Annotated in this window: 19 protein-coding genes; 5 read left to right on the forward strand and 14 right to left on the reverse strand. The window is 38.2% G+C overall.

The genetic code is table 11. From position 1 onward, the window contains the following. Positions 1–29 precede the first annotated feature (29 nt). The 7 genes from G521_RS0107405 to G521_RS0107440 form a co-directional block, all read right to left on the reverse strand. Positions 30–1,373 carry an IS110 family RNA-guided transposase gene (locus G521_RS0107405; protein ID WP_036678713.1) on the reverse strand — a complete coding sequence of 448 codons (1,344 nt, stop codon included), beginning with the start codon at positions 1,371–1,373 and terminating at the stop codon, positions 30–32. Positions 1,374–1,774: 401 nt separating this feature from the next. Next, positions 1,775–2,509, reverse strand: coding sequence for a hypothetical protein (locus G521_RS0107415; protein WP_026897977.1), 735 nt, complete (start codon positions 2,507–2,509; stop codon positions 1,775–1,777). Further along, a complete protein-coding gene (locus tag G521_RS0107420; protein WP_026897978.1) occupies positions 2,502–2,903 on the reverse strand; it encodes a hypothetical protein in 402 nt (133 codons plus the stop codon). Before G521_RS0107420 ends, G521_RS0107415 begins: the two co-directional genes overlap by 8 nt. Positions 2,904–3,097: 194 nt before the next feature. Beyond that, positions 3,098–4,612 (reverse strand): hypothetical protein, encoded by a 1,515-nt coding sequence (locus G521_RS0107425; protein WP_155975723.1) that lies wholly within the window; start codon positions 4,610–4,612, stop codon positions 3,098–3,100. A 250-nt stretch (positions 4,613–4,862) separates the two neighbouring features. Beyond that, positions 4,863–7,850 carry a protein translocase subunit SecDF gene (secDF, locus tag G521_RS0107430; RefSeq protein WP_036678715.1) on the reverse strand — a complete coding sequence of 996 codons (2,988 nt, stop codon included), beginning with the start codon at positions 7,848–7,850 and terminating at the stop codon, positions 4,863–4,865. Positions 7,851–7,963: 113 nt separating this feature from the next. Continuing rightward, the gene (locus tag G521_RS0107435; RefSeq protein ID WP_026897981.1) at positions 7,964–8,449 is read right to left on the reverse strand and encodes a dihydrofolate reductase; all 486 of its coding nucleotides are present in this window, start codon (positions 8,447–8,449) and stop codon (positions 7,964–7,966) included. A gap of 78 nt (positions 8,450–8,527) precedes the next feature. Further along, positions 8,528–9,322, reverse strand: coding sequence for a thymidylate synthase (locus G521_RS0107440; protein ID WP_026897982.1), 795 nt, complete (start codon positions 9,320–9,322; stop codon positions 8,528–8,530). Between the two features lie 83 nt (positions 9,323–9,405). Here G521_RS0107440 and ispE point away from each other — a divergent pair, with 83 nt between their 5' ends. After that, positions 9,406–10,209 (forward strand): 4-(cytidine 5'-diphospho)-2-C-methyl-D-erythritol kinase, encoded by an 804-nt coding sequence (ispE, locus tag G521_RS0107445; RefSeq protein ID WP_026897983.1) that lies wholly within the window; start codon positions 9,406–9,408, stop codon positions 10,207–10,209. A 24-nt stretch (positions 10,210–10,233) separates the two neighbouring features. Here ispE and G521_RS0107450 read toward each other — a convergent pair whose 3' ends face one another. The 6 genes from G521_RS0107450 to tgt form a co-directional block, all read right to left on the reverse strand. Continuing rightward, a complete protein-coding gene (locus tag G521_RS0107450; protein ID WP_162141786.1) occupies positions 10,234–10,782 on the reverse strand; it encodes a hypothetical protein in 549 nt (182 codons plus the stop codon). Continuing rightward, positions 10,757–11,059, reverse strand: a complete 303-nt coding sequence (locus G521_RS0107455; protein ID WP_026897985.1) for a hypothetical protein — start codon at positions 11,057–11,059, stop codon at positions 10,757–10,759. Before G521_RS0107455 ends, G521_RS0107450 begins: the two co-directional genes overlap by 26 nt. Positions 11,060–11,067: 8 nt before the next feature. Continuing rightward, positions 11,068–13,920: a TolB family protein gene (locus tag G521_RS0107460; protein WP_026897986.1), complete on the reverse strand. Its 2,853-nt coding sequence runs from the start codon at positions 13,918–13,920 to the stop codon at positions 11,068–11,070. A 661-nt stretch (positions 13,921–14,581) separates the two neighbouring features. After that, a complete protein-coding gene (locus tag G521_RS0107470) occupies positions 14,582–15,505 on the reverse strand; it encodes a DMT family transporter (RefSeq protein WP_026897987.1) in 924 nt (307 codons plus the stop codon). A 6-nt stretch (positions 15,506–15,511) separates the two neighbouring features. Further along, positions 15,512–16,591 (reverse strand): LptF/LptG family permease, encoded by a 1,080-nt coding sequence (locus G521_RS0107475; protein WP_185095045.1) that lies wholly within the window; start codon positions 16,589–16,591, stop codon positions 15,512–15,514. A 6-nt stretch (positions 16,592–16,597) separates the two neighbouring features. Beyond that, on the reverse strand, positions 16,598–17,728 hold the full coding sequence (tgt, locus tag G521_RS0107480) for a tRNA guanosine(34) transglycosylase Tgt (protein ID WP_026897989.1): 1,131 nt from the start codon (positions 17,726–17,728) through the stop codon (positions 16,598–16,600). Between the two features lie 146 nt (positions 17,729–17,874). Between tgt and G521_RS0107485 the strand changes: the two genes are divergently transcribed. The 4 genes from G521_RS0107485 to dprA are packed head-to-tail and all read left to right on the forward strand — an operon-like array spanning position 17,875 to position 21,333. Then, on the forward strand, positions 17,875–19,008 hold the full coding sequence (locus tag G521_RS0107485; RefSeq protein ID WP_245580846.1) for a glycosyltransferase: 1,134 nt from the start codon (positions 17,875–17,877) through the stop codon (positions 19,006–19,008). Next, entirely contained in the window at positions 18,999–19,613 is a 615-nt protein-coding gene (locus G521_RS0107490; RefSeq protein ID WP_026897991.1) for an RNA polymerase sigma factor, read from the forward strand. Before G521_RS0107485 ends, G521_RS0107490 begins: the two co-directional genes overlap by 10 nt. Beyond that, positions 19,603–20,235, forward strand: coding sequence for a 16S rRNA (guanine(527)-N(7))-methyltransferase RsmG (gene rsmG / locus G521_RS0107495; protein ID WP_026897992.1), 633 nt, complete (start codon positions 19,603–19,605; stop codon positions 20,233–20,235). Before G521_RS0107490 ends, rsmG begins: the two co-directional genes overlap by 11 nt. 3 nt (positions 20,236–20,238) lie before the next feature. Next, the gene (dprA, locus tag G521_RS0107500) at positions 20,239–21,333 is read left to right on the forward strand and encodes a DNA-processing protein DprA (RefSeq protein ID WP_026897993.1); all 1,095 of its coding nucleotides are present in this window, start codon (positions 20,239–20,241) and stop codon (positions 21,331–21,333) included. Positions 21,334–21,338: 5 nt separating this feature from the next. Here dprA and G521_RS0107505 read toward each other — a convergent pair whose 3' ends face one another. Further along, positions 21,339–21,839 carry a SixA phosphatase family protein gene (locus G521_RS0107505; protein ID WP_026897994.1) on the reverse strand — a complete coding sequence of 167 codons (501 nt, stop codon included), beginning with the start codon at positions 21,837–21,839 and terminating at the stop codon, positions 21,339–21,341. Positions 21,840–21,874: the final 35 nt, after the last annotated feature.

Raw genomic sequence — 21,874 nt, forward strand, 5'->3', positions numbered from 1 at the left:
TTCTGACTAACGTTTTATAACTCCTTGATTTACAATTGCAAATTAAGCTCGTCCGTCCTGATGTCAAACCTAGCAATTAGCTTTTTCATTTCCTGAACTTTCCTCTTTCTTTTCTGATCTAGAAATTCATAAGTGGTCTCGGCTCTGTAAGGGACTTTTTTTACCAGCATGTTCCAAATAATAACAGCCAGTTTTCTGGCTGTTGCAGATATAGCCGACACACGTCCCTTTCTGAAAGCGATGCGCTTAAAGAAATTGGACAGAGCTGTATCTTTCAGATTTCCTATGGCATTGGCGGCATTTCGAAGGGCTATTTTTAACCGGTTACTTCCTTTAGGTATTTTATTACTCAGTACTTTGCCTCCGCTTATTTTATTATTGGGCGAAAGTCTTAACCAACTGGAAAACTGCTTGGCTGATTCAAACTTATGTATCCCATTGCCTACCTCGCTCATCAGAGTGAGTATAGTGGAATAGCTTACTCCTTCAATTGCCAGCAGGTCTATCCCCTCAAAATATTGATAAGAGAGCAGGTTGATGTCCATGTTCTTGGGCGTATTCTTATTTACTTTCTTGTAAACTTTTTTATCAATGGCATGCTGCTTTTTATTGTCGTCCTGGCCAATCTGTTCATTCAGGAGCTTTTCGATTTCACCATCGCATTCTGTAATTTTTGACTGCAGGTTTTGGTACATCTGGTATTCATGACCCAGTGCAAACAAGTAATCTTTTCTCCCGTTCCATTGTAAGGCTTTGGCAATCTCCTCTTTTGATTTTTTACAATTGCCATGGCGGTAAGCAGCTAGTCTTTCCGGATTGGTTTCTCCCTTGCAAATGGCATCGATCATGGCAAGCCCCGAGAGACCGGCTACATCTTTGACTACCACATCCAGACGCAGATTCAGTAGCCGTAGATACTTCTGCATTTTCTTAGTAGTGCCTGCTGCCTGTTCTAATAAATTAGTCCGGTGCCTGCAATAGGTGCGTAACTGCTCCGTGGCTTCATCCGGTAAAAAGCTTCCGCTTAATAAACCTAATGTATGTAGTTTTTGAATCCACTGACAATCCTGTACATCCGTTTTCTTTCCCTTAATGTTTTTAGTGAACTTGCCGTTGCACAGAATTACCTCCAACCCTGCGGACTGAAGCGCAGCATATAGACTTTGCCAATAAGTGCCTGTACTTTCCATAGCCACAGTTCTGATTCCATTACCTAAAAACCACTGGGCCATTTCTAATAAATTCTCATTGTAAACACCAAACTCCCTGACATCAGATTCTGCCTGACCGATAGCTGCATAATGTGACCGGCTTCCAACATCAATCCCAGCAGCACAAGGATTGATCACTTCCATAGATACTTTTTTGCTCATAAAACATCTTTTTGATTTGAAAAAATGCCCTAAGGGAATGTATCTTTGACATGTAATTATTCTGAACGGGGTAGCAAATCTGCTCCACCACTGAAATCATCTCAAAGCCTTTTTGTTACAGCAGAAAGGCTTTTTACATTCCAACCAGGATTGCACCCGGGCTATAATGCGCCAGTTTTAAAATCGGTCTCGCAAAGGGCAATTAGAAAGGTACTAACGTTAGCTGTGGAAATCAATTTTTTGGTCGAAATAGGGAGGATTGCCCACAACGTTTTGCAGCTACAAAAAGTTGGCGATTTCGGAGACGAAAACTGTCTGCCAGCAGTGAAATTGATACTAAGCACAAAGCTTTATTTAACCACTGAACCCGCTTTTTTGCCAAACACCTGTTAGCAACCGATTTATTTCTTCGCTCGCTCTAGTTTCTCAATTAAATCATCAGCTATGTCTATATATTGTTTCTTTTCATTGTCAGATAGATAATATCCTTCATGAAGTATTTTGTTTCTTGTCTGTAGTAATTCACGAATCTTCAAATACTCCATTTCGTTTGATGTGAAATTTTCTGTCAAGTATCGAATAACTTGATTTATAGAATTTGATTTAGAATCACTGATGTTGTTTGATTTCATTATTGATGTTGTTAATTGCTCAATAATTTGCCACCTTTTTACAATGTCAAAGCTTTCAATGCTTGAGTAAGTCTTTGTGGATGTTTCGGTGCTGAAAATTAAATGTCTTCTTGTCAACAATTGTCCGTAGAGAAATGCAACAAGAGTAATTAAGATACCAAGAACGGCTATTATCAGTCCAAAGTCGTTTTCAAGAGAAAATTTCTTGTTCTGGTATAAATAAATAAGAATCCCTGCAACTGCATAAACTGCTCCGCTTAGTGATAGAAGCATTGTCCAGCGTTTTCTTTTATATTCTTGGTATTTTTCTTTCTCAATAGTATGTTTTATTGGTTGTTGTGCTTCCAATATGTCCCGAAGAGAAATTTCTTTATTCGCTGTATTCCTTTCTTGTGCTATTGAAAATGCTTTTTCTACAAGAGATTGTTTAAAATCTTCTGTCAATTCGGTCAATGCCTCTTTTGCTGAAGGAGTGAGTTTTGAATATATGTTATCGTTATTCATTGTTGTTGTCATTAAGGATTAAATAAACTGCTGAAACCACAGCGACAAGAAAAACTATTAAGAACATAATTACATATCCAATGTCTTTGAATTTGTCTGTGTCAAAAAGTCCACCAGCAATTGTGGAAGCGACAAATGCTAAAATTTGCATAAATATTTGTCGCTTTGGTTTTCTTTTTCTTATGCCATAATTTTTTGCAAAAACAACAGCGTCATTGATGATTGCAGCGGTCACTTCTGCATTGGCACTTGATGTCCTTCGGCTTTCCTCAATTCTACTTGCTTCATCTAAAACATCTTCAATATATGATTTAGAGACCTTCCTAATCTCTGTCTTTGCTGTCGCACTGAGATTTTGAAGTTTATCATCTGATATGTCAATTTCTAATTTCATTCACTTATTTTCATTGTTATATTCTTTGTTTATGCGGTCGCTCAAAATTCGCTACTAACGTTTTCGGGTTTTGCGTTCTGGCGGGTTTCGGAGCACATAACTGTCAAACAGCACTGAACTTGTATAGAAGCACAAAGCTCCAAGTTTACACGTCACCCCGCCTGACGCAAAGCCCGTGTTGGCAGTAGTTTTTCTTATTCTGTCAATTTTAATTGTTTACTCAACTTAAGTCCTGTAATAAATTCATTTAACAACTCAAGATTAAGTTTTGGTGATGACCTTAATTTGTCTTCTCTACCTTCATCATCTTTTTGCCCGGGTTCAACTTGTTGGAAATTTCTTGGATTGGCGTTTGGAAATAATCCAATATCAATTAGATAGGCAGAATACCTTGTTCCGTCACTTGGAGCCGAACTAGTATTTGAGTTTGCAATGTGCAAGAGTCTCAAGTCAACCAATTCCTTGATTGCTTGATTTATTTGTGGGTGTTGTAGAACATCCGAATTAGAAACTAAAAATGAATTCCATCTTTTCTTGTCAACAATTTCTCTTCTTATAAATTGCAAATAATGTTCAAGAACTTCCTTTTCTTCCAAACTGTCAGTTTTAAATGCTTCAAGTTTATTTGGTAAATTTTCAATGCTAGTTTCAATAACGAGAGGTTTACTGATTGTAGACTGTCCGTTGATTATTTTGTTCCCAAGTGTCAAAAATAGTGTGAAAAAATCTCTTGGAACGCCCCCGGAAGCCAAGCATAAAAATCTAAATCCATTTTCGGAAAAGAGTTTTTCATAATCAATTTCAACTTTTACTTTCTTATTTATATTGTACAATAATTCTTTCATAAAACTTACTAGAGCATTAAAGTTTTCAAGACTATAATCAAGATTCAGAGATTGTCCATCGTGTCCAATTTCCATTCCGATATAAGTATCACTTTGAACATACAAAGATGTTCGATGCTTTATTGAAGCTATTTTCAAGTAAAGTCTAGTATTTTTGGAAATTCTGTGAAAAAAGTCAGCAAAATAAGGTTGGTCAGATTTACGGATAAAGTAAAAGTCATCAAGAATTAGAAATAAGTCTTTGTCGAGGTATTCTGATGCTTTTTGTATTAGCTCCTTGAACTCAGTAAGTTCATTTCTTAAAATATTAAGTTTATCGATTCTGAGAGTTTTTGATGACTCAGACTCTTCTTGAATTTCTGATCCTATTTTAGCAGTTGATTTACCATATCCGCTTGATGCTTCACCTGAAAATTTGCTTCCACTTTTTACTCTCGTTGATTCGTCATATTGGTCTGGGTTAGCAAGTCGAGCTTCAAGTTTGGTGAGATACTTGTTTAAGTCTTTAATTATGTTTTGGGCTTTTTGTCTTTTTACTAATTCCCACCATTTATAAGATTCAATCAATGATTTATTCAGCTGTTTAATAACTAGTCTTAATACTTGGATAATAGAGTTAGGAAAACTAATGTCTTTGAAATCATCAAGATTAACAGTCATTACTTCTGTGTTTGTGGCACTTGTCTTCAATGACTTTAAAAGAAGTGATTTGCCCGAACCACGTCTTCCAAAAATCACTTGATTCTGTTTGCTTAAAAGTCTTTCAACGTGTCCTTTAGGGTCAAGATATTCAATTGTCGTCTGGTCTGTTACACGAATATTTTCTTCTATGTATCTTAAAACTTTATTTAGGTCTTGTGTCATATTCTTAAAATTACTGCCAGCTAGTATATATACTATGTGGTAATATATTAGTAGAACCTGCATATATATCCTCTATATATACTATGTTTTCTAATTAGAATTAATCCTTCGTCAGGTAAATAACCAGTTTGATTAATTTTCTTAAAGATAGATTTGTTATCCTAAAAATCAAGAAAGATTATCAAACAGAATCCTGCAAACAAAAAAAGCCCCGCATTATAGATGCGGGGCTTTGAAAATATTTGGATTATTATTTAAGCTCTACTGCTTTTGGAGCTTTTGTTTTATCTGCTTTTTCGCGGATAAACTCAACTACAAACGGTGTAGCCACAAATAAAGAAGAGTAGGTTCCGAAGATTACCCCGATCAGCATGGCAAACGAGAAGCCTCTCAGGATTTCTCCTCCAAAGATGAAGATGATCACTAATACTGCAATGGTACATACACCCGTAATAACCGTACGGCTTAAGGTACTGTTCAGGGCGTTGTTAATTACCGATGGCAGATTTTCATCCTTGGTATGGTGCTGGGCAATGTATTCCCGTACACGGTCAAATACTACTACTGTATCGTTAATTGAATAACCCATCACCGTAAGGATTGCAGCAATAAATGCCTGGTCGATATCTAATGAGAATGGCAATAATCCGTTTAACAAAGAGAAGATGGACAGGAGGATAAGCACATCATGCAGTAATGCAATAATTGCGGATACACCAAACTGCCATTTTCTGAAACGAACCAGGATATACAGGAATATAACGATGATAGAGAATATTACCGAGTAAATGGCCGATGTTTTAATATCATGGGCTATGGTCGGGCCTACCGTCTGAGAATCTTTGATCTCATATTTCGGACTGATTTTCTTTAAGCCTTCATTCAATTTAAGCAACACCTGATCCGTTGCTTCGGCAGTGTTTTCATCAATCAGGTAGGAGGTGGTAATTTTTACCTCGTTGGATGAACCAAAAGTTTTTACTTCGGGAGCAATACCAAATTCATCAAGAAGTATGCTGCGCACATCATCTGTCTGAACAGGCTTGTCGAACTCAACAAAGTACGAACGTCCACCTTTAAAGTCAACGCCTAAACTGAATCCCCTGGTAAACATGGAAATTAATCCGGCTACGATAATAATGGAGGAAAAAATATAGAAACGTTTACGACCGGAGATGAAATCGAATTTAGAATCTTTAAATAAGTTCTGAGTTGCTTTTATAGAGAAACTGATATCCTGATCTTTTTTCAGCATCCATTCGAATACTAAACGCGAAATAAAGATGGCCGCGAATAATGAAGTAACGATACCGATCATTAAGGTAGTGGCAAATCCAACAATTGGTCCGCTTCCGAAAATGTACAGAATTACCCCGGTTAAAAACGTCGTGATGTTTGAATCTAAAATAGAAGACATCGCTTTTTTATAACCTTCGGCAATTGCCAAACGGGTGCTTTTGCCTTCGGCTAATTCCTCGCGGATACGCTCATAAATAAGTACGTTGGCATCTACCGACATACCCAGTGAAAGCACGATACCGGCAATACCAGGCAAGGTTAACACAGCGCCCAGAGAAGCAAGTACGCCCATCAGGAAGAATAAGTTGACGATCAATGCAATGTTGGCAACCCATCCGGCTTTGCTGTAATACAATCCCATAAATAACAGGATGACAATAACACCGGCAATGGTTGAAATTAATCCGGCTTCAATGGATTCTAATCCCAAAGACGGACCAACTTCATAAGAACTTACAATTTTAGCGGGAGCAGGCAAACGGCCGGCTTTTAAAATATTGGCTAAATCCTGAGTATCTTCTACCTGGAAGTTACCGCTGATGGAAGAAATACCGTTTGGAATTTCGCCCTGTACAGTAGGAGCTGAGTATACTACGTTATCTAAAACGATAGCAACACTTTTCTTGTTATTTGCGTCCGCAGATGCTGCTGCAGTAAGGCTGCGCCATTCGCGGGCACCATCACTGTTCATAATCATTACCACTTCCGGGTTTCCACGCTGATCGTAATCTGCACGGGCATCAGAAATTACATCGCCGCCCAAAGCCGGACCTCCGTCCATTTTTGTCGGTCTTAACGCGTATAGTTCAAAAACTTTTGAATCTGCGGTTACCGGTTTAACTCCCCATGCTAATTTAACATTTTGAGGAATTACCGAACGGATAGCAGGAGATGACAAATAGCTTCCGATTTTGGCGGTGTCTTTTTGTGCAGCGTATCCTACAACCGGACCCGGGCGTAAACCTGTTTCCCCATTTTGTCCTTGGAATGTAGAGGGACTTAATAATGCGAATAATGGATTTTGTTTGGCCTGCTCTAACTGTGATTTTCCTAAAGTAGAAGTATCTTTTTTAGTTGAATCTTTCTTGGTCAGGGTTGCCAGTTTTCCACTTGCTGTAGAATCAGCAGCGGCGTTGGTAGAAATTGCTTTTGTAGTATCTGCCGATGTATTGCTTGACGCAAGTATTTTGTTGATGTTTTCCAGTAAGGGGAAGATCTCTGTGTTCTCGTACGTTTCCCAGAATTCAAGCTTTGCCGAACCCTGTAATAATTTACGTACACGCTGCGGATCTGAAACTCCCGGTAATTCGATTAATATACGGCTGGTTCCTTCCTGCAACTGAATGTTTGGAGCAGTTACACCAAATTTATCAATACGGGTACGAAGAATGTTGAACGAGCGGTCGATAGCGCTTTTGCCTTCTGCCTTTAAAAAGTTCAGAACATCAGAATTGCTGGCCGTGATTTTTACATTGGCTGCGTTCTCTTTGGTAGCAAACAAAGGAGCAAGTTTTCCGTTCGGACTGATTTTTTCAAATTCTTCTCCAAACAGGGTAATAAAATCCTGCTGACTTGTTTTCAAACGAGTTTCGGCGTTTACCAGCGCTCTTTTAAAATTGGCGTCCTGGTTGTTGTTGGAAAGATTACGTACCAGTTCGGTTAACGAAATCTCCATCGTTACGTTCATTCCACCTTTTAAGTCAAGTCCCAGAGGAATTTCACGTTCTTTGGCATATTGGTAAGTAACATATTTCAGACTTCCAAAAACAGGCTGTGTTGCCATTGAATCCAAATACACTCTTTCTCTTGCCTGATCTCCGTTGGCATACTCTTTGGCATTATTTTCTACATGTTTTGCTATCCACGTGAAAGAGAGTGAATATAAACACGCAATTGTTAGCGCTATTGCAGCGAATTTTACTAGTCCTTTACCTTGCATTTTATTTAATTGTGTAGTAATGTTGCGATAAGCCGTCTTTTGATTAAGACGGCAAATCTAATTAAATTTTCTATTTATGGAATTTTTAACGAAGATTTTATCCTGCCTGATTTTTAGCGTTTAATGTAGCTGATGAATGAATAGGCGTACGCGTTTTTCTCGTCTTTCTGATGTTCGGTTTTGTCTTCTTCTTTCCAGATGTTCGGGTCTATTTCCGGAAAAAAAGTGTCTGCATCAAAAACTTCATGGATGCGGGTGAAATATAATTTAGTGGCTAATGCCAGTGACTGGTTAAATATCTGCGAGCCGCCGATAATAAATACCTGCTCGCCGGCCGGGCAAAGTTGTAATGCTTCTTCAAGCGAGTTGACAAGTTCTGCACCTTCAATTTTGAGATCGCTCTGTCTTGTGATTACAATGTTCCTTCGGTTTGGAAGCGGTTTGCCTATAGAATCAAACGTTTTCCGTCCCATTATTATTGGATGCCCGGTAGTCAGGTTTTTAAAATGTTTTAAATCTGCGGGTAAATGCCAGGGCAACTGGTTGTTTTTGCCAATGCCATTATTTTCATCAGCAGCAACAATTATAGATAAGTTCATTTTTTATAATTAGTACCAATTAAAAATACGGGGTATTTCGTATAGGCATCCGTTCTTAATTTTTCTGCTTCTTAATTATTATACGGCAACCTGGGCTTTGATATGCGGGTGCGGATCATAATTTTCAATGGTGAAATCCTCAAACGTAAAATCAAAAATATCCTTAACCTCCGGGTTCAATTTAATTTGAGGGAGTTTCCGGGTTTCGCGGCTCAACTGAAGTTTAGCCTGCTCTAAATGATTGTTGTATAAATGAGCATCGCCAAGGGTATGAATAAATTCACCGGCCTGCAATCCGCAAACCTGCGCCACCATTAAGGTTAATAAAGCATAGGAAGCGATGTTGAAGGGAACGCCCAGAAATATATCGGCGCTGCGCTGATATAACTGGCAGCTCAGTTTTCCGTCGGCCACATAAAACTGGAAGAAACAATGGCAGGGCGGAAGGGCCATGTTTTCTATTTCGGCCACGTTCCAGGCAGAAACAATCAGCCTGCGTGAATCCGGATTTGTTTTAATCTGGTGAATGACCTGGCTGATCTGGTCTATATGTCTTCCGTCGGCAGTTGGCCATGATCTCCATTGCGAACCGTAAACAGGTCCCAGTTCTCCGTTTTCATCAGCCCACTCGTTCCAGATACTAACACCGTTTTCTGTCAGATACTGAATATTGGTATCGCCTTTTAAAAACCAGATCAGTTCATGGATGATAGATCGAAGGTGAACTTTTTTGGTAGTAAGCATGGGGAAACCTTCCTGTAAATCAAACCGCATCTGATGTCCAAATACGCTGATGGTTCCGGTTCCGGTGCGGTCATGCTTTTGTGTTCCCTTATCCAGCACATGCTGCATCAGGTCTAGATACTGTTTCATTGATTATTCTAAGGTGTACAAATTAAATAAATGTATTTTTGGCATCCTACTAATGTGCAAAATTACGAACATGTTCAGAACTCATGATCTTATTTCCAAACGCTAAGATTAACATCGGGCTAAATATACTTAATCGTCGACCCGATGGTTACCATAATCTGCAAACAATATTTTATCCGGTTGCCATAAAAGATGTTCTGGAAGTGGTGGAATCAGCACAGCTGCAATTCAGTTCTTCGGGAATACGCATCCCCGGAAATGCAGAAGAAAATTTATGCCTGAAAGTGTATCATCTGCTTTCGCAGGATTTTAACCTGAATCCGGTACATATTCATTTGCATAAAAATATTCCAATTGGTGCGGGCCTTGGCGGAGGCTCGGCGGATGCCGCATTTCTCATCCGCCTGATCAACCAAAAGTTCAGTCTTGGAATTTCTAATGAAGGAATGGAAAATTATGCCCGGCAGCTTGGCGCTGACTGTGCATTTTTTATTCAGAATAAACCAGTTGTTGCTTATGAAAAAGGCGACCAGTTTTTACCTGTGAACCTTGATCTTGGAAAATATTTTATGGTTGTGGTGATGCCCGAAATTCATGTTTCTACCGCTGATGCATATTCGGGAGTTGTTCAAAATAATTTTTCTGTGCCTCTGGAAGAGTTAATTCACTTACCCCTAACAGAATGGAAAAATCACATCAGGAATGATTTTGAAAAGTCTGTTTTTTCAAAATTTCCGGATATTAAAAAAGTGAAAGATCATTTATATGAACGCGGAGCCATTTACTCGTCCATGAGCGGGAGCGGAGCTTCGGTATACGGAATCTTTGAAAAGGAACTGAAATTGCCGGAGCTGGAACGCAACAATCTGGTTTTTTACGGAGTTTAATATAGCTTTTCCGTGTTTTAGAGTTTAGTTTAATTTTTTCTGCTCTAACTGCGGAAGTAACCAGTCGGTTAATTTTCCTTCTTTCTCCAGAATTACCACTTTTTCGATCAGCGGATCTTTTTCCAGATTATTTAAATTTAACTGATAGTCTTTTACTAAATGGGCTATGCCCGCAATATTGGCCGGAACTAAATTTTTATCCCCAAGATGTTCTAATTGATACTGTGCATACCCAAACATAAAGCTTAAAAGGAGATCGGCATTTTTGCTGGATAATTTCATGATGTACGGCTCGATGATGATATTCACATACGGACTGCCGTAAATCCATTTAACCAGGAAATCCTCTGCTTTACGACGTTCTTCCGGATTGAAAGTTCGGGGATGTTCAGCCAGCCAGTTAATACATTTTAAAACATCGCTTTCATATTGCCTGAAATCTGATGTGCTGTTTAGCGAATAATTACGGGGCGCAATGTCTTGTGCATAAACCCGGCTGCTGCCTGCAAGCAGCATGAATAGCAGGCAGAATTTTAAACTATTAATCTTAACGGATGTAATCCCGATCTTCATCGCTTAAGTAATTGCCATTTTCTGAAATTGTTTCACTTGAATCTTTAAACGTAGCGGGATGCCGGTCTGATGAGTCCATGTGTTCAAGTTCTTTTTTACGCGGCCTTCCCAATAAGTAACCAACAATAAGTCCCATGGTAAAAATAACGCCAAGCACAGCTAATTTAGGGACACTGGCATCACCGAAGATCCAAAAGTTTACCTCATCGGTATTCTTCATCAGGATAATGGTTACGAGGGCAGAAATGATAATTATAAAAATGGTTTTTGCGTTCATAAATTTCTTTAGTAGCTGTATGTAAAGCTCATTTCGAATATCGGATTTTTAGCAGGTTTTTCATTAACTAAAATAAATTTCCCCCCAAGGGCGAAATTAGGAAGGTAAAAGCGCAGCAGATTCATGTCGGCCTGTAATTCGGCTCCGTAAGTTCGTGGTGCAAAAGTCCTGCCTCTGCCCACATTTTCGAAATCGCTGAACAGGCCGCCACGAAATCTCTTGATATAGGCTAAGGTTCCAATCTCCCAGTCGGGGTAAAATAGCGGAAAGCGATAATTTAATAGCAGCGTGCTTTCCAGATTTCTGGTTGGCGTTAAATTGTTATAGCCGCTCACTCTCGGAATGTCAACCGTCAGATCATAGGCTCCGCTGTTGATCTGGTAATTTAAGCGGGCCTGTACCGAATGGTTTTGAAAGAATCCCGGAGCATAAAACAGGCTTCGAAAACTAAAAATGTCTCCATCAATATTTTCGAATGGAAAGTGCTGGTACGTGAAGCTGAAGTTTTGACCCCATTCGGGAGCCAGATCCCTTGCACTTCTGCGGCTGTTCCGGTTTAAATAAAGCTGGTATTTCATCGGGAATTTTAAAATGCTTCTGAAATCACCCGGCCTGTTTTCAATACTGTATCTTGATGTATAGCTGCTCGAGGTATTTAATCCAAAACTGTAAGTCTGATTAAGCTGATTAAATAAAAAAGGAACACTTATTTCAATTTCTGTAAGATGTTCTCTCCAGTTTACCGGAATAAAAACAACCTGATTGTTGATTTGCTGACGGGAATAAGAGAGTCTTGCCTGATTGATGTATCTGACATCCAGAACAGGATAAAACCTCTTATAAGTGAATCCTGTTAAAAACTCACTTTTATTCAGCTCATTGTTAAACTGGTATCCGGCATAAAAATCAAGTGTGTTCAGCTTATTATTCGATTTTATTTTTAAGCCTATGGTCGGATCATCCGGATCTGATGCATCGGTTATGAGAGCAAGACTGTGAAAATAAAACAGGTTTGTAAGCTCTTTATATGGTTTTGAAGTATAGGTTAATGATGGGATGGAGTCAAATACATTTCCATAATTTTCCTGCTTTGCTAAAGGCTGGGCATAATTGATAAAATGGTTAGAGAGTTCTGATGCAGCAACGCCCTGTTCGTTTCCAAATTTTATGCTGGCAACATCATGCCCGCTTACCTGATAATTATTAAACAGGATCTGATCTGATGCAGAATCGTAAGATGGATTATAAGCGCCATATTCGGAGAAAGTAAGCTGAAAAATAATCCTGCTTTGGCGGTCGAACCGATAAATATTATCTATCCCGTTATAATGGGCTCTAAACAAAATCTGATTTTCTGCATATTTTGGATTGGATATGAGTTGGGATTGCGGAGGTAAAAGCTCCGTTATCTTCCCATTTTCCTTTCTGATTTCGGCTAAGGTTATTCCTGATTTATTTACCGCTGTAAAAACTATTCGACTGTTGTCTGCGCTATAAGACGGAAATTGAAGGTTATAATTCAGATCATTTGGATATTGCTTGATTTCCTCACCTGTTTCGGCATTTAGTTCTACAATATTCATTTTGTTGTCGAGCGATAATTTTACGGCAACAATACTTTTACCATCGGAGCTTAAAGAAGGAGAGAAGAGCCTGCTCTTATGACTTAGCTGTTTAAATTTTTTTGAAGCGATATCATAAATATTAATTACGCTGAATGACCGCTTCTGAAATCGTTTGTCGTAACGGAACTCGTCCCAAACAATTTTTCCTGCAGCGTAATTAAAATTGGGCTGTTCCTGGTAACCGATTTTTAAAATATTTTTTTCTTTTCCATCAGCATCAATCTGAACTATAACCGGAGCTATGGCCAGGCCTTGTTTTAAAACTAAAATTTTTCCCGGTCCGAAAATCTGCGGAAAATAATAATCTGCAGGAGTCTGATCTTTTCTAATATTCAGCACATCGTATTTTTGATGCCGCGTTTTTTGTGATTGATTTTGCCAAAGTTGCCGGAGTTCTGAAACTGTAGAATCGTGGAAATTTTTGCTGTTCATCCCGCTCAGTTTTTTAAGCGAATTGCTCAGGCTGTAGGGCCGAAAGGGATTGCGTTTGATCCGGGTTAAAATACTGTCGATCGATCCTTTGCCATAGTCGCGTCTTAGTTTGCTGGTCATGAAATATCCAAGCTGATAATATCCGGGTGACCGGTCTTTAACGGATCCAAAATAATTTTTAGAATAGCTGTAGTCTTTACCGCTTAGTGTATTTGTTCTTAAAACTAATTCCCATTCCGGCAGCCTTCCACGACCTGCATTTGTAAGTGCAGTTTCAATGCCAACTGCATCGCCTTCATAAAACCACGGGGGTAAGGTGATGCCAAATATTGCCAGTGCCAGCTCTTCAAATAAGGGCGCCTTAAACCTACTTGTCAGCTTTTCAAATTGTACCACATGCCTGAGTTCATGAACTGCCAGACTGTTGAGCCAATCCTGGTAATCGAACGATTGCGGGGGAGGGGTAAAGAACTCAGAACGGCGGGGTGCCATCTGTACAAAACCGTTTGATTCTGTTCCCTGGTTTTGCAGAATGATCGAAATTTTCCTGGGCTCTTTGGACAAGCTGCTGCTAACTTTTGAGATGATTTCTTCCAGGGTATTGGCCATGCGTTGTGCATCCACTTCAAGTCCTGCGGGGTAAATAATCTGAAAGTGGCTGGTGTTAATTTGAAGGAATTTAATTGAAGGTGGGTTCTGTTCACTACCGAATAACTGTCCGAATGCTGTTTGTGAATTTATACATAAAGTGAATATTATAATAGTACTGATAATTAGTGTTTTAAAATTATAATTAAATGTCATAAAAGCCTATTGCTAAATTTGTTAGTATTTCGTATGTAGATGTGGTCTTTTTATATGAAGTAAAAATCAAATATTTAAATGTAAGTATCTGATTTTAAATAATTAATGCTAAACATACTATTAGATTTATTTTGATTTTATACTCATAAAATCATCTTTTTAACTGCAGAATTATCTTCATATATAGTTATGATGTCTGATGCCAACCTGCATTTATTATTATACTAAGTAAGGTATTTTAAATCAATCCTGAGTATGCTGAACATAAATTTTCAGCGGGATTTCTATCATCAAAGCAGCTTTTAAAATCTCTCTATCCCTTAACCGGATTTACCGAATTGAGGTTCCTTTGAGTTAAAAAATTACCGGTAAATCCAGGAAGTGTTTTATATCCACAGAGCATATTTCTGTTGCTCAAATTTGACGGGCTAGCTGAACTTTAAGCAGATAATTTTGCAATCCATCAGGGTAGGAAAATTTATAGGGATTTTGACTTTATAGCCGATCACTGGGAAGTGACAAAATTGCAAATTGTAAATGCCTTCTGATTTCAATTTGATTAATCCTGAAGATTAATCATTAGTTTTAAAAACCTGATTTACGGGATAGTTACTGATAAGTAATTGATCAGTTCTATTTTGACCTTAGTGTATAAGTGTGGTTAAACAACAGGCAGGTTTTTCTTGAGTCTCCTCTTTTGAATTTGATGTTTTATCAGCGGAAAAACAAAAATTGAGGTCAGTACAATTACAGCTCCGGCATAAAATCCAGGAGTCATTTGTTCTCTTTTCCCGAAAAATAACCATGCTAAAATGATTCCGTATACAGGCTCAAGATTGGTGATTAACGCTACTCTGAAGGCACTTAATTCTTTCATTACTTCCACCCCTGCAACGTATGCAATAGAGGTGCAAATAGTTCCCAGAATCAGCAGATATCCGAGGTCGGCCATGCTGAGTCTCATGCCGCTGTCAAAGCCTTCGGTAAACAGCATGAAGATAGAAACCCAGACCCATGCACCAATTAATTCATAAAAACTGATTATCGGAGCGGGACGATTTTTAACCTGTTTGGAGTTAATAATTGAAAAAAGACTGGCACAAAGGGCGCTTAAAAGTCCACAGATAATGCCAAATGAATACTGGGATTCGAATCTGAAAATGAGAAAAATTCCGCAGATGATTAAAAAACCGGTTAGTATTTCAAGTTTAGAAATTCTTTGCTTTTTAAGAAGGGGCTCTAAAATGGCTGTAAAAAGGGTTAGAGAAGACAGGCACACGAGTGCAACAGACACTGTAGATGACTTTATAGATTGAAAAAACAAGATCCAATGCGCTCCTACAATTGCACCGGTAAAAAATAATTTTATAAACGTTTCTGAGTTTACTTTAAAACTGGTTTTAGTGGTTTTGAAGTATATAAACAGTGTTATAAAAGCTATCAATACCCTGTACCAAACCAAATGCGTGGCAGAAATAGATATCAGGGCACCCAATATGCCCGTAAAACCCCAAACCAATACTGTTAAATGAAGGATTACAAGGTTGCGTTTAACTGCTGAACTGCCTGAGAAATTTTGACGCATGAAGAATTATTTTGGGGCCTTTATCAGTAGATAAATTCCCACAAGACCGAATATTAAGTTGGGAATAATGACTGCAATTAAAGGTGGAAGGCCCCCTTTTAAAGCAAACATGGTTGAAAATTGTATAAACAAGATGTAAGCAAAACTCAGGAAAATCCCAATTCCTAAAGGCAATCCAATGCCGCCTCTAACTTTACGTGATGACAGAGAAACGCCCATCAGAGTTAGCACAAATGCAGATAAAGGATAAACAAATCGTTTGTATTTTTCGAGCTGAAGCCTTACAATTACTCCTGTGCCACGCGTTTCCTCTTTTTCAATCCGATCGTTCAGTTCACGCATATTCATGGCCTCATAAATATTATCGTAAATTTCAAAATCTTTAGGCCTGATATCCAGCGTGGTATCTTTACTCACCCCATAGGTCATACTCTCTTTCAGCCCGTCAATTTTGCGGATCGAATAGTTATCGATGATCCATTTTTTCTTCACAGAATCCCATGCTATCCTGTCGGCAACCAGCTTTTCTTTTAACTCGTCGCCGCTAAATTTATCCAGGGTAAACTTGTATCCTATACGTTGAGAATTATCAAAGTTTTCGATATAAACATAGCTGTCTTTATCAATCTGCATATGGGTAAACATCCTTGAATTATCCTTTTTGGGATTGATGTATTTATTTTCGAAATCAACTTTTAAGCGATTGGTTTCAGGAATAATAAACAGATTGAAAATTAAAGTTACCACAAAAATGAATGTGGATGAGATGAGGTAGGGCCATAAAAACCGCTTAAAACTAACTCCGCCGCTTAATATTGGAACTATTTCAGTTTGATCGGCCATTTTTGCAGTGAATAATATAACTGCAATAAAATTGATTAAAGGAGAGAGGAAGTTCAGATAAAACGGAATAAATCCCGCATAATATTCAAAGATGATTTTGTTTAAAGGTGCATTATGCTTTAAAAAATCATCCAGTTTTTCAGAAACATCGAAAACGACAATTATAATAGTAAAAATCCCGAGCGTAAATATAAACGTGCCCAGGTATTTTTTTATAATATACCAATCAATGATCTTAATCATGTTATTTTATAAACGCTGAGATAATTGTTTAACCATTTTATTCTTCCATTCATAAAAATCGCCCGCAATAATTTTTTCCCGTGCTTCAGTAACCAACCATAAATAGAAATGCAGGTTGTGTAAGGTAGCTATTTGAGAACCCAAAATCTCTTTAGAATGCACCAGATGACGAAGATACGCTTTGGTATAATTTTTATCGGCAAAAAGATCACTGTCCTCTTCAAGAGCAGAAAAATCATTTTTCCATTTCTCATTGCGGATATTTATAAAGCCATTTCTGGTGAATAACATACCGTTTCGGGCATTTCGGGTAGGCATTACACAATCGAACATATCAATTCCAAGGGCGATATTTTCTAGAATATTAACCGGGGTTCCCACTCCCATCAGGTAACGCGGTTTATCCAACGGAAGAATTTCACATACAATATCGGTCATGGCATACATTTCTTCTGCGGGCTCTCCAACCGATAAACCGCCAATTGCATTTCCTTCGCGTTCAAATGAAGCGATGACTTCGGCCGATCTTTTTCTAAGGTCTTTATAAACAGAGCCCTGTACAATAGGGAAAAGGGATTGGGAATAACCGTACTTCGGTTCGGTTTCATCAAAACGTGTGCAGCAGCGTTTCAGCCAGCGGTGTGTCATTTCGATGGATCGCCGTGCATACCCATATTCGCATGGATAGGGTGTACATTCATCAAAAGCCATAATAATATCGGCACCAATAGTTCGCTGGGTATCCATTACATTTTCAGGAGTAAACAGATGTTTTGAACCATCTATATGCGATCTGAATGTTACACCCTCTTCTTTTATTTTGCGTACTTCGGATAATGAATATACCTGATAACCTCCGCTGTCTGTTAAAATGGGCTTATCCCATCCATTGAATTTATGTAATCCTCCGGCTTTTTCAAGTGTATCCAAACCGGGACGCAGATATAAATGGTACGTATTCCCCAAAATAATCTGGGCCTTTATATCATCTGCAAGTTCACGCTGATGAACAGCTTTAACCGTTCCTGCGGTCCCCACAGGCATAAATATGGGTGTTTTTATTGTTCCGTGATCTGTAGTAATTTCACCTGCACGTGCTCTGGAAAATTTATCTGTAGCGTCTAATTTAAATTTCATTCTATATCCTTCTGAGGAACCGGCGCAAAAATAGGAAAATTTAAACCCTTACGCTCACTACTGTGCTTGCAAAACAGGACTTTAGGCGCTTTTAATTTATCAACAATGATAAATCTTTATTTAAAAATTAGAAATTTGCGATTCACTTGAATGAATACCAGCAAAGCGTGAATTATTTCTACATTATTATATTAATTGTATTCCAACTTAGCTTTATAATCCAGCTTTATTATACAATTATTATTCACCAAAACCTTCTGACTTTTAAAAACAAAGCTTTAAAAGATCGTATACATCCGGTATCAGTAATTATTTGCGCCCGCAATGAGGAACGAAATCTGAAAAAAAACTTAGCATTTATACTTGAGCAGGATTATGAAAATTTTGAAGTGGTGCTGGTGAATGATTGTTCTATTGATGATTCTGAACTGGTTTTGCGTAAGTTTTCTGCCCAATATCCACATCTCAATGTAGTTACTATTAATGAGCACGAACGTTTTAAACATGGTAAAAAATTTGCGGTAACATTAGGCATTAAAGCCGCTAAACATGAGCATTTATTATTTACTGATGCCGATTGCAAACCGGTTTCAAAAAGCTGGATCAGGCATATGCAAAATAATTTCAGCGATTCAAATGAAATTGTCTTAGGTTATTCTCCGTATCAAAAGCTTAGCGGTTTTATCAATAAACTTATCCGGTTTGATACTTTTTTTACGGCTTTAAATTACTTGTCTTTTGCTTTAGCAGGAAGGCCGTATATGGGGGTTGGAAGAAATATGGCCTATAAAAAGTCTCTATTTTTTAAAGGAAAAGGGTTTGCATCACACATGCATATTCTTTCCGGAGATGATGATCTGTTTGTGAATCAAAATGCTACACCCCGCAATACGGCTATAGAAATACATCCCGAATCGCAGGTTTGGACTGATCCTAAAACTACCTTTTCCTCCTTTTTGAAGCAGAAAATCAGGCATCAGGGAGCGGGAAAAGTTTATAAATCTGCACATAAACGGATGCTGAGTATGCAGGCCGGATCGGCCATTATATTTTATTTAACGCTATTTATCCTTATCGGGATGAATGCTCAGTGGTGGTTGCTTCTAAGTTTGTTTTTAATCCGGCTTGTAAGTCAGATAGTTATCTATTCTCCGATATTAAAACGCCTCAATTACCCCGATCTTGTCCTCTGGCTTCCTGTTTTCGATATCATTTACTACTTTTATATACTTGCTCTCAACATTATTACCTTGTTCAAGAAGAAAATAGAATGGAAGTAAATCCAAATTTTTCAGACAATGCCAAAAATGATTTTTACCTCGTAGAAAAGGCTAAAGTTGGGAACCAGAAGGCATATGCTGATTTAATGCAACGCTACAAAGACTCCATTCATTTTATGGCCCTAAAAATGGTCAACAACAAAGATGATGCAATGGATCTTACGGTTGAGACATTCGCGAAAGCATTTGAAAATTTAGAAAAGTATAAGCCCGATTTTGCTTTCAGCACCTGGCTGTTTCGAATCGCTACAAATAACTGTATCGATTTTATCCGCAAAAAGAAGATCCAAACCATGTCTATTGACAGCATGGTTGATGATGACGGAGATAACCGACCCTTACAGATCAGATCTGACACGTTAAATCCGGAGGAAACATCCATCAAGAAGCAGCAAGGCGAGCAGTTGAAAGAAATCGTGGATAAGCTTCCGTCCCGTTACCGCACCTTAATTATGCTGAGATATTTTGAAGAATTATCTTATGAGGAAATCGCGACACAATTAGATTTGCCTCTGGGGACGGTAAAAGCACAGCTTTTTCGTGCAAGAGATCTGTTATCAAATGTTATGAACCGAAACAAGAAGAATAACCGCAGTGACTTCTGAAATCATTTTCAACTATTTTCCTGAACTAAGTGCTAAACAGAAAGAGCAGTTTACACAATTAGATGAGCTCTACAGGCATTGGAATGCTCAAATCAATGTTATTTCCCGTAAGGATATAGATAAATTATACCTGCACCATATTTTACATTCTCTGGCAATTGCTAAAGTAATTTCGTTTAAACCAGGAGAAAATATTCTGGATGTAGGTACAGGCGGAGGTTTTCCGGGCACTCCATTAGCTATTTTATTTCCCGAGACACAATTTCATTTAGTGGATTCAATCGGGAAGAAAATAAAGGTTGTTCAAGAAATTTCTAAAGCGATAGGTTTAAAAAATCTGCGTGCAAGCCATGCAAGAGCCGAGCAGATTGATGAGAAATTTGATTTTATTATTTCCAGGGCTGTTACCCAGTTAAAGGATTTTTATCCCTGGATAAAAAATAAGTTTGGTAAGGATTCCAGCAACGATCTTAAAAACGGAGTTTTATATCTGAAAGGCGGTGACCTTGCACAGGAAATTAAAGAATCAGGGCTGAAAAATGTAAAGCAATTCCCGATAAATGCTTATTTTGATGAAGAATTTTTCGACACAAAATATGTCATTTACTTTTCAGCTCAATAAAATTTGTCTTTACTTCATCAAATAGCTTTAACCCAAATTCCCGGGGTTGGGCATACCAATGCCCGAAATTTGATGAGCTATTGCGGTTCTGCAGAAGAAATATTCTCTGCTAAATTCAATGTTCTTAATAGTATTCCCGGAATCGGGCCTAAGACTGCAGCTTCTATATGCAATCATGCAGGCTTTGATAGAGCAGAGGCCGAGATGGAATTTATTGAAAAATATAAAATAAAACCCCTCTTTATTACAGATAAGGATTATCCTCAGCGCCTTAAAAATTGTGGTGATGCCCCGGTAATTCTATATTTTAAAGGGGAAACGGATTTAAATGCAGCAAAAGTTATCAGTATTGTTGGTACTCGTAATGCAACAGATTATGGAAAAGAATTGTGCCGGCAACTGGTTGAGGATTTGCAGCCTCATCATCCATTGATAATAAGCGGTCTGGCTTATGGTATAGATAGTATGGCACATAATGAGTGCTTGAAAAATCAAATCCATACGGTAGGCATTTTAGGGCATGGTTTAGACCGGATATATCCTGCTTTAAACAGAAATCTTGCAGGAAAAATGCTTGAATGCGGCGGATTGCTTACTGAGTTTCCTTCGAAAACAAATCCCGACAGGGAGAATTTTCCAAAACGAAACCGGATAATTGCCGGTATTTCTGATGTTACGATTGTAGTTGAGGCAAATATAAAAGGCGGAGCTTTGATTACTGCTGAGATTGCCAATTCATATAATCGCGATGTATTTGCATTTCCGGGCCGGGTGCAGGATGAATACAGTTCTGGCTGCAATTACCTGATAAAAACTAATCGGGCTAATTTAATCTCAGGGGTAAAAGATTTAGAATACCTGTTGGGATGGTCAGAAATCCATGCTAAAAAGCAAAAACCTCAGCTGAGTTTATTATTAAATTTATCTGCTGCCGAACAAAAAATTGTTGATGTTTTAAAAACCCGCGATTTGGTTGAAGTAGATGAGCTGGCCATTAAAACCAATTTGCAGCAAAGTAAACTAGCTGTGAGTATTTTAGGATTAGAAATGCAAGGCATTATTATAGCCCTGCCCGGCAAAGTTTATAAATTAGCCTGAAAGCTTCACCCTTGCTCTTTATTCTTCGGGAAATCAAAAAATATCATTTTTCCGGTTCCTTTACTTACCATTTCCCAATTGTCAAAAGGAAATTCAATCAGTACCATTCCGCATGTAGGTATATTGAAAATATCTGCTTCACATAAATTTTCTGCAAAAGTTGTTAAACCAGGATTATGGCCAAATAGCGCAACAAGGTCAAATGTATTATCCAGACTATTTATAACTTTCAATAGGCTTTCAGCACTGGCCTCATAAATAGCCGGTTCTTTCTGAATGCCGGACGGTTTTATCTTAAATGCTTCAGCAAAATAATTGGCAGTTGTTTTAGCTCTCATTGCCGGACTGGTGACAATATGCTGTGGAATTATTGATTTTTTAACCAGCCGGTGTGCCATTTCGGGAGCATTGCGATGCCCGCGATCATTAAGGGGCCGGTCGAAATCCTTTTGGGAAGGATCATTCCAGTCTGATTTTGCGTGCCGTATTAAAAGAAGTTGTTTCATAGTTTGTTCTTCATTAAGTTATTGCGCTTAAAATC

This window comes from Daejeonella oryzae DSM 19973, from assembly GCF_000422945.1.
Taxonomy (GTDB): Bacteria; Bacteroidota; Bacteroidia; order Sphingobacteriales; family Sphingobacteriaceae; genus Daejeonella; species Daejeonella oryzae.

What these genes read in the sequence shown, in the direction of transcription:
- secDF (WP_036678715.1), bottom strand. Translation starts at nt 7,850, where the DNA reads ATGCAAGGTAAAGGACTAGTAAAATTCGCTGCAATAGCGCTAACAATT.
- G521_RS0107440 (WP_026897982.1), bottom strand. Translation starts at nt 9,322, where the DNA reads ATGAAACAGTATCTAGACCTGATGCAGCATGTGCTGGATAAGGGAACA.
- G521_RS0107490 (WP_026897991.1), top strand. Translation starts at nt 18,999, where the DNA reads ATGGAAGTAAATCCAAATTTTTCAGACAATGCCAAAAATGATTTTTAC.
- G521_RS0107460 (WP_026897986.1), bottom strand. Translation starts at nt 13,920, where the DNA reads ATGACATTTAATTATAATTTTAAAACACTAATTATCAGTACTATTATA.
- ispE (WP_026897983.1), top strand. Translation starts at nt 9,406, where the DNA reads ATGATCTTATTTCCAAACGCTAAGATTAACATCGGGCTAAATATACTT.
- G521_RS0107435 (WP_026897981.1), bottom strand. Translation starts at nt 8,449, where the DNA reads ATGAACTTATCTATAATTGTTGCTGCTGATGAAAATAATGGCATTGGC.
- tgt (WP_026897989.1), bottom strand. Translation starts at nt 17,728, where the DNA reads ATGAAATTTAAATTAGACGCTACAGATAAATTTTCCAGAGCACGTGCA.
- G521_RS0107425 (WP_155975723.1), bottom strand. Translation starts at nt 4,612, where the DNA reads ATGACACAAGACCTAAATAAAGTTTTAAGATACATAGAAGAAAATATT.
- G521_RS0107405 (WP_036678713.1), bottom strand. Translation starts at nt 1,373, where the DNA reads ATGAGCAAAAAAGTATCTATGGAAGTGATCAATCCTTGTGCTGCTGGG.
- G521_RS0107455 (WP_026897985.1), bottom strand. Translation starts at nt 11,059, where the DNA reads ATGAACGCAAAAACCATTTTTATAATTATCATTTCTGCCCTCGTAACC.
- G521_RS0107420 (WP_026897978.1), bottom strand. Translation starts at nt 2,903, where the DNA reads ATGAAATTAGAAATTGACATATCAGATGATAAACTTCAAAATCTCAGT.
- G521_RS0107450 (WP_162141786.1), bottom strand. Translation starts at nt 10,782, where the DNA reads ATGAAGATCGGGATTACATCCGTTAAGATTAATAGTTTAAAATTCTGC.
- G521_RS0107470 (WP_026897987.1), bottom strand. Translation starts at nt 15,505, where the DNA reads ATGCGTCAAAATTTCTCAGGCAGTTCAGCAGTTAAACGCAACCTTGTA.
- G521_RS0107475 (WP_185095045.1), bottom strand. Translation starts at nt 16,591, where the DNA reads ATGATTAAGATCATTGATTGGTATATTATAAAAAAATACCTGGGCACG.
- G521_RS0107505 (WP_026897994.1), bottom strand. Translation starts at nt 21,839, where the DNA reads ATGAAACAACTTCTTTTAATACGGCACGCAAAATCAGACTGGAATGAT.
- G521_RS0107415 (WP_026897977.1), bottom strand. Translation starts at nt 2,509, where the DNA reads ATGAATAACGATAACATATATTCAAAACTCACTCCTTCAGCAAAAGAG.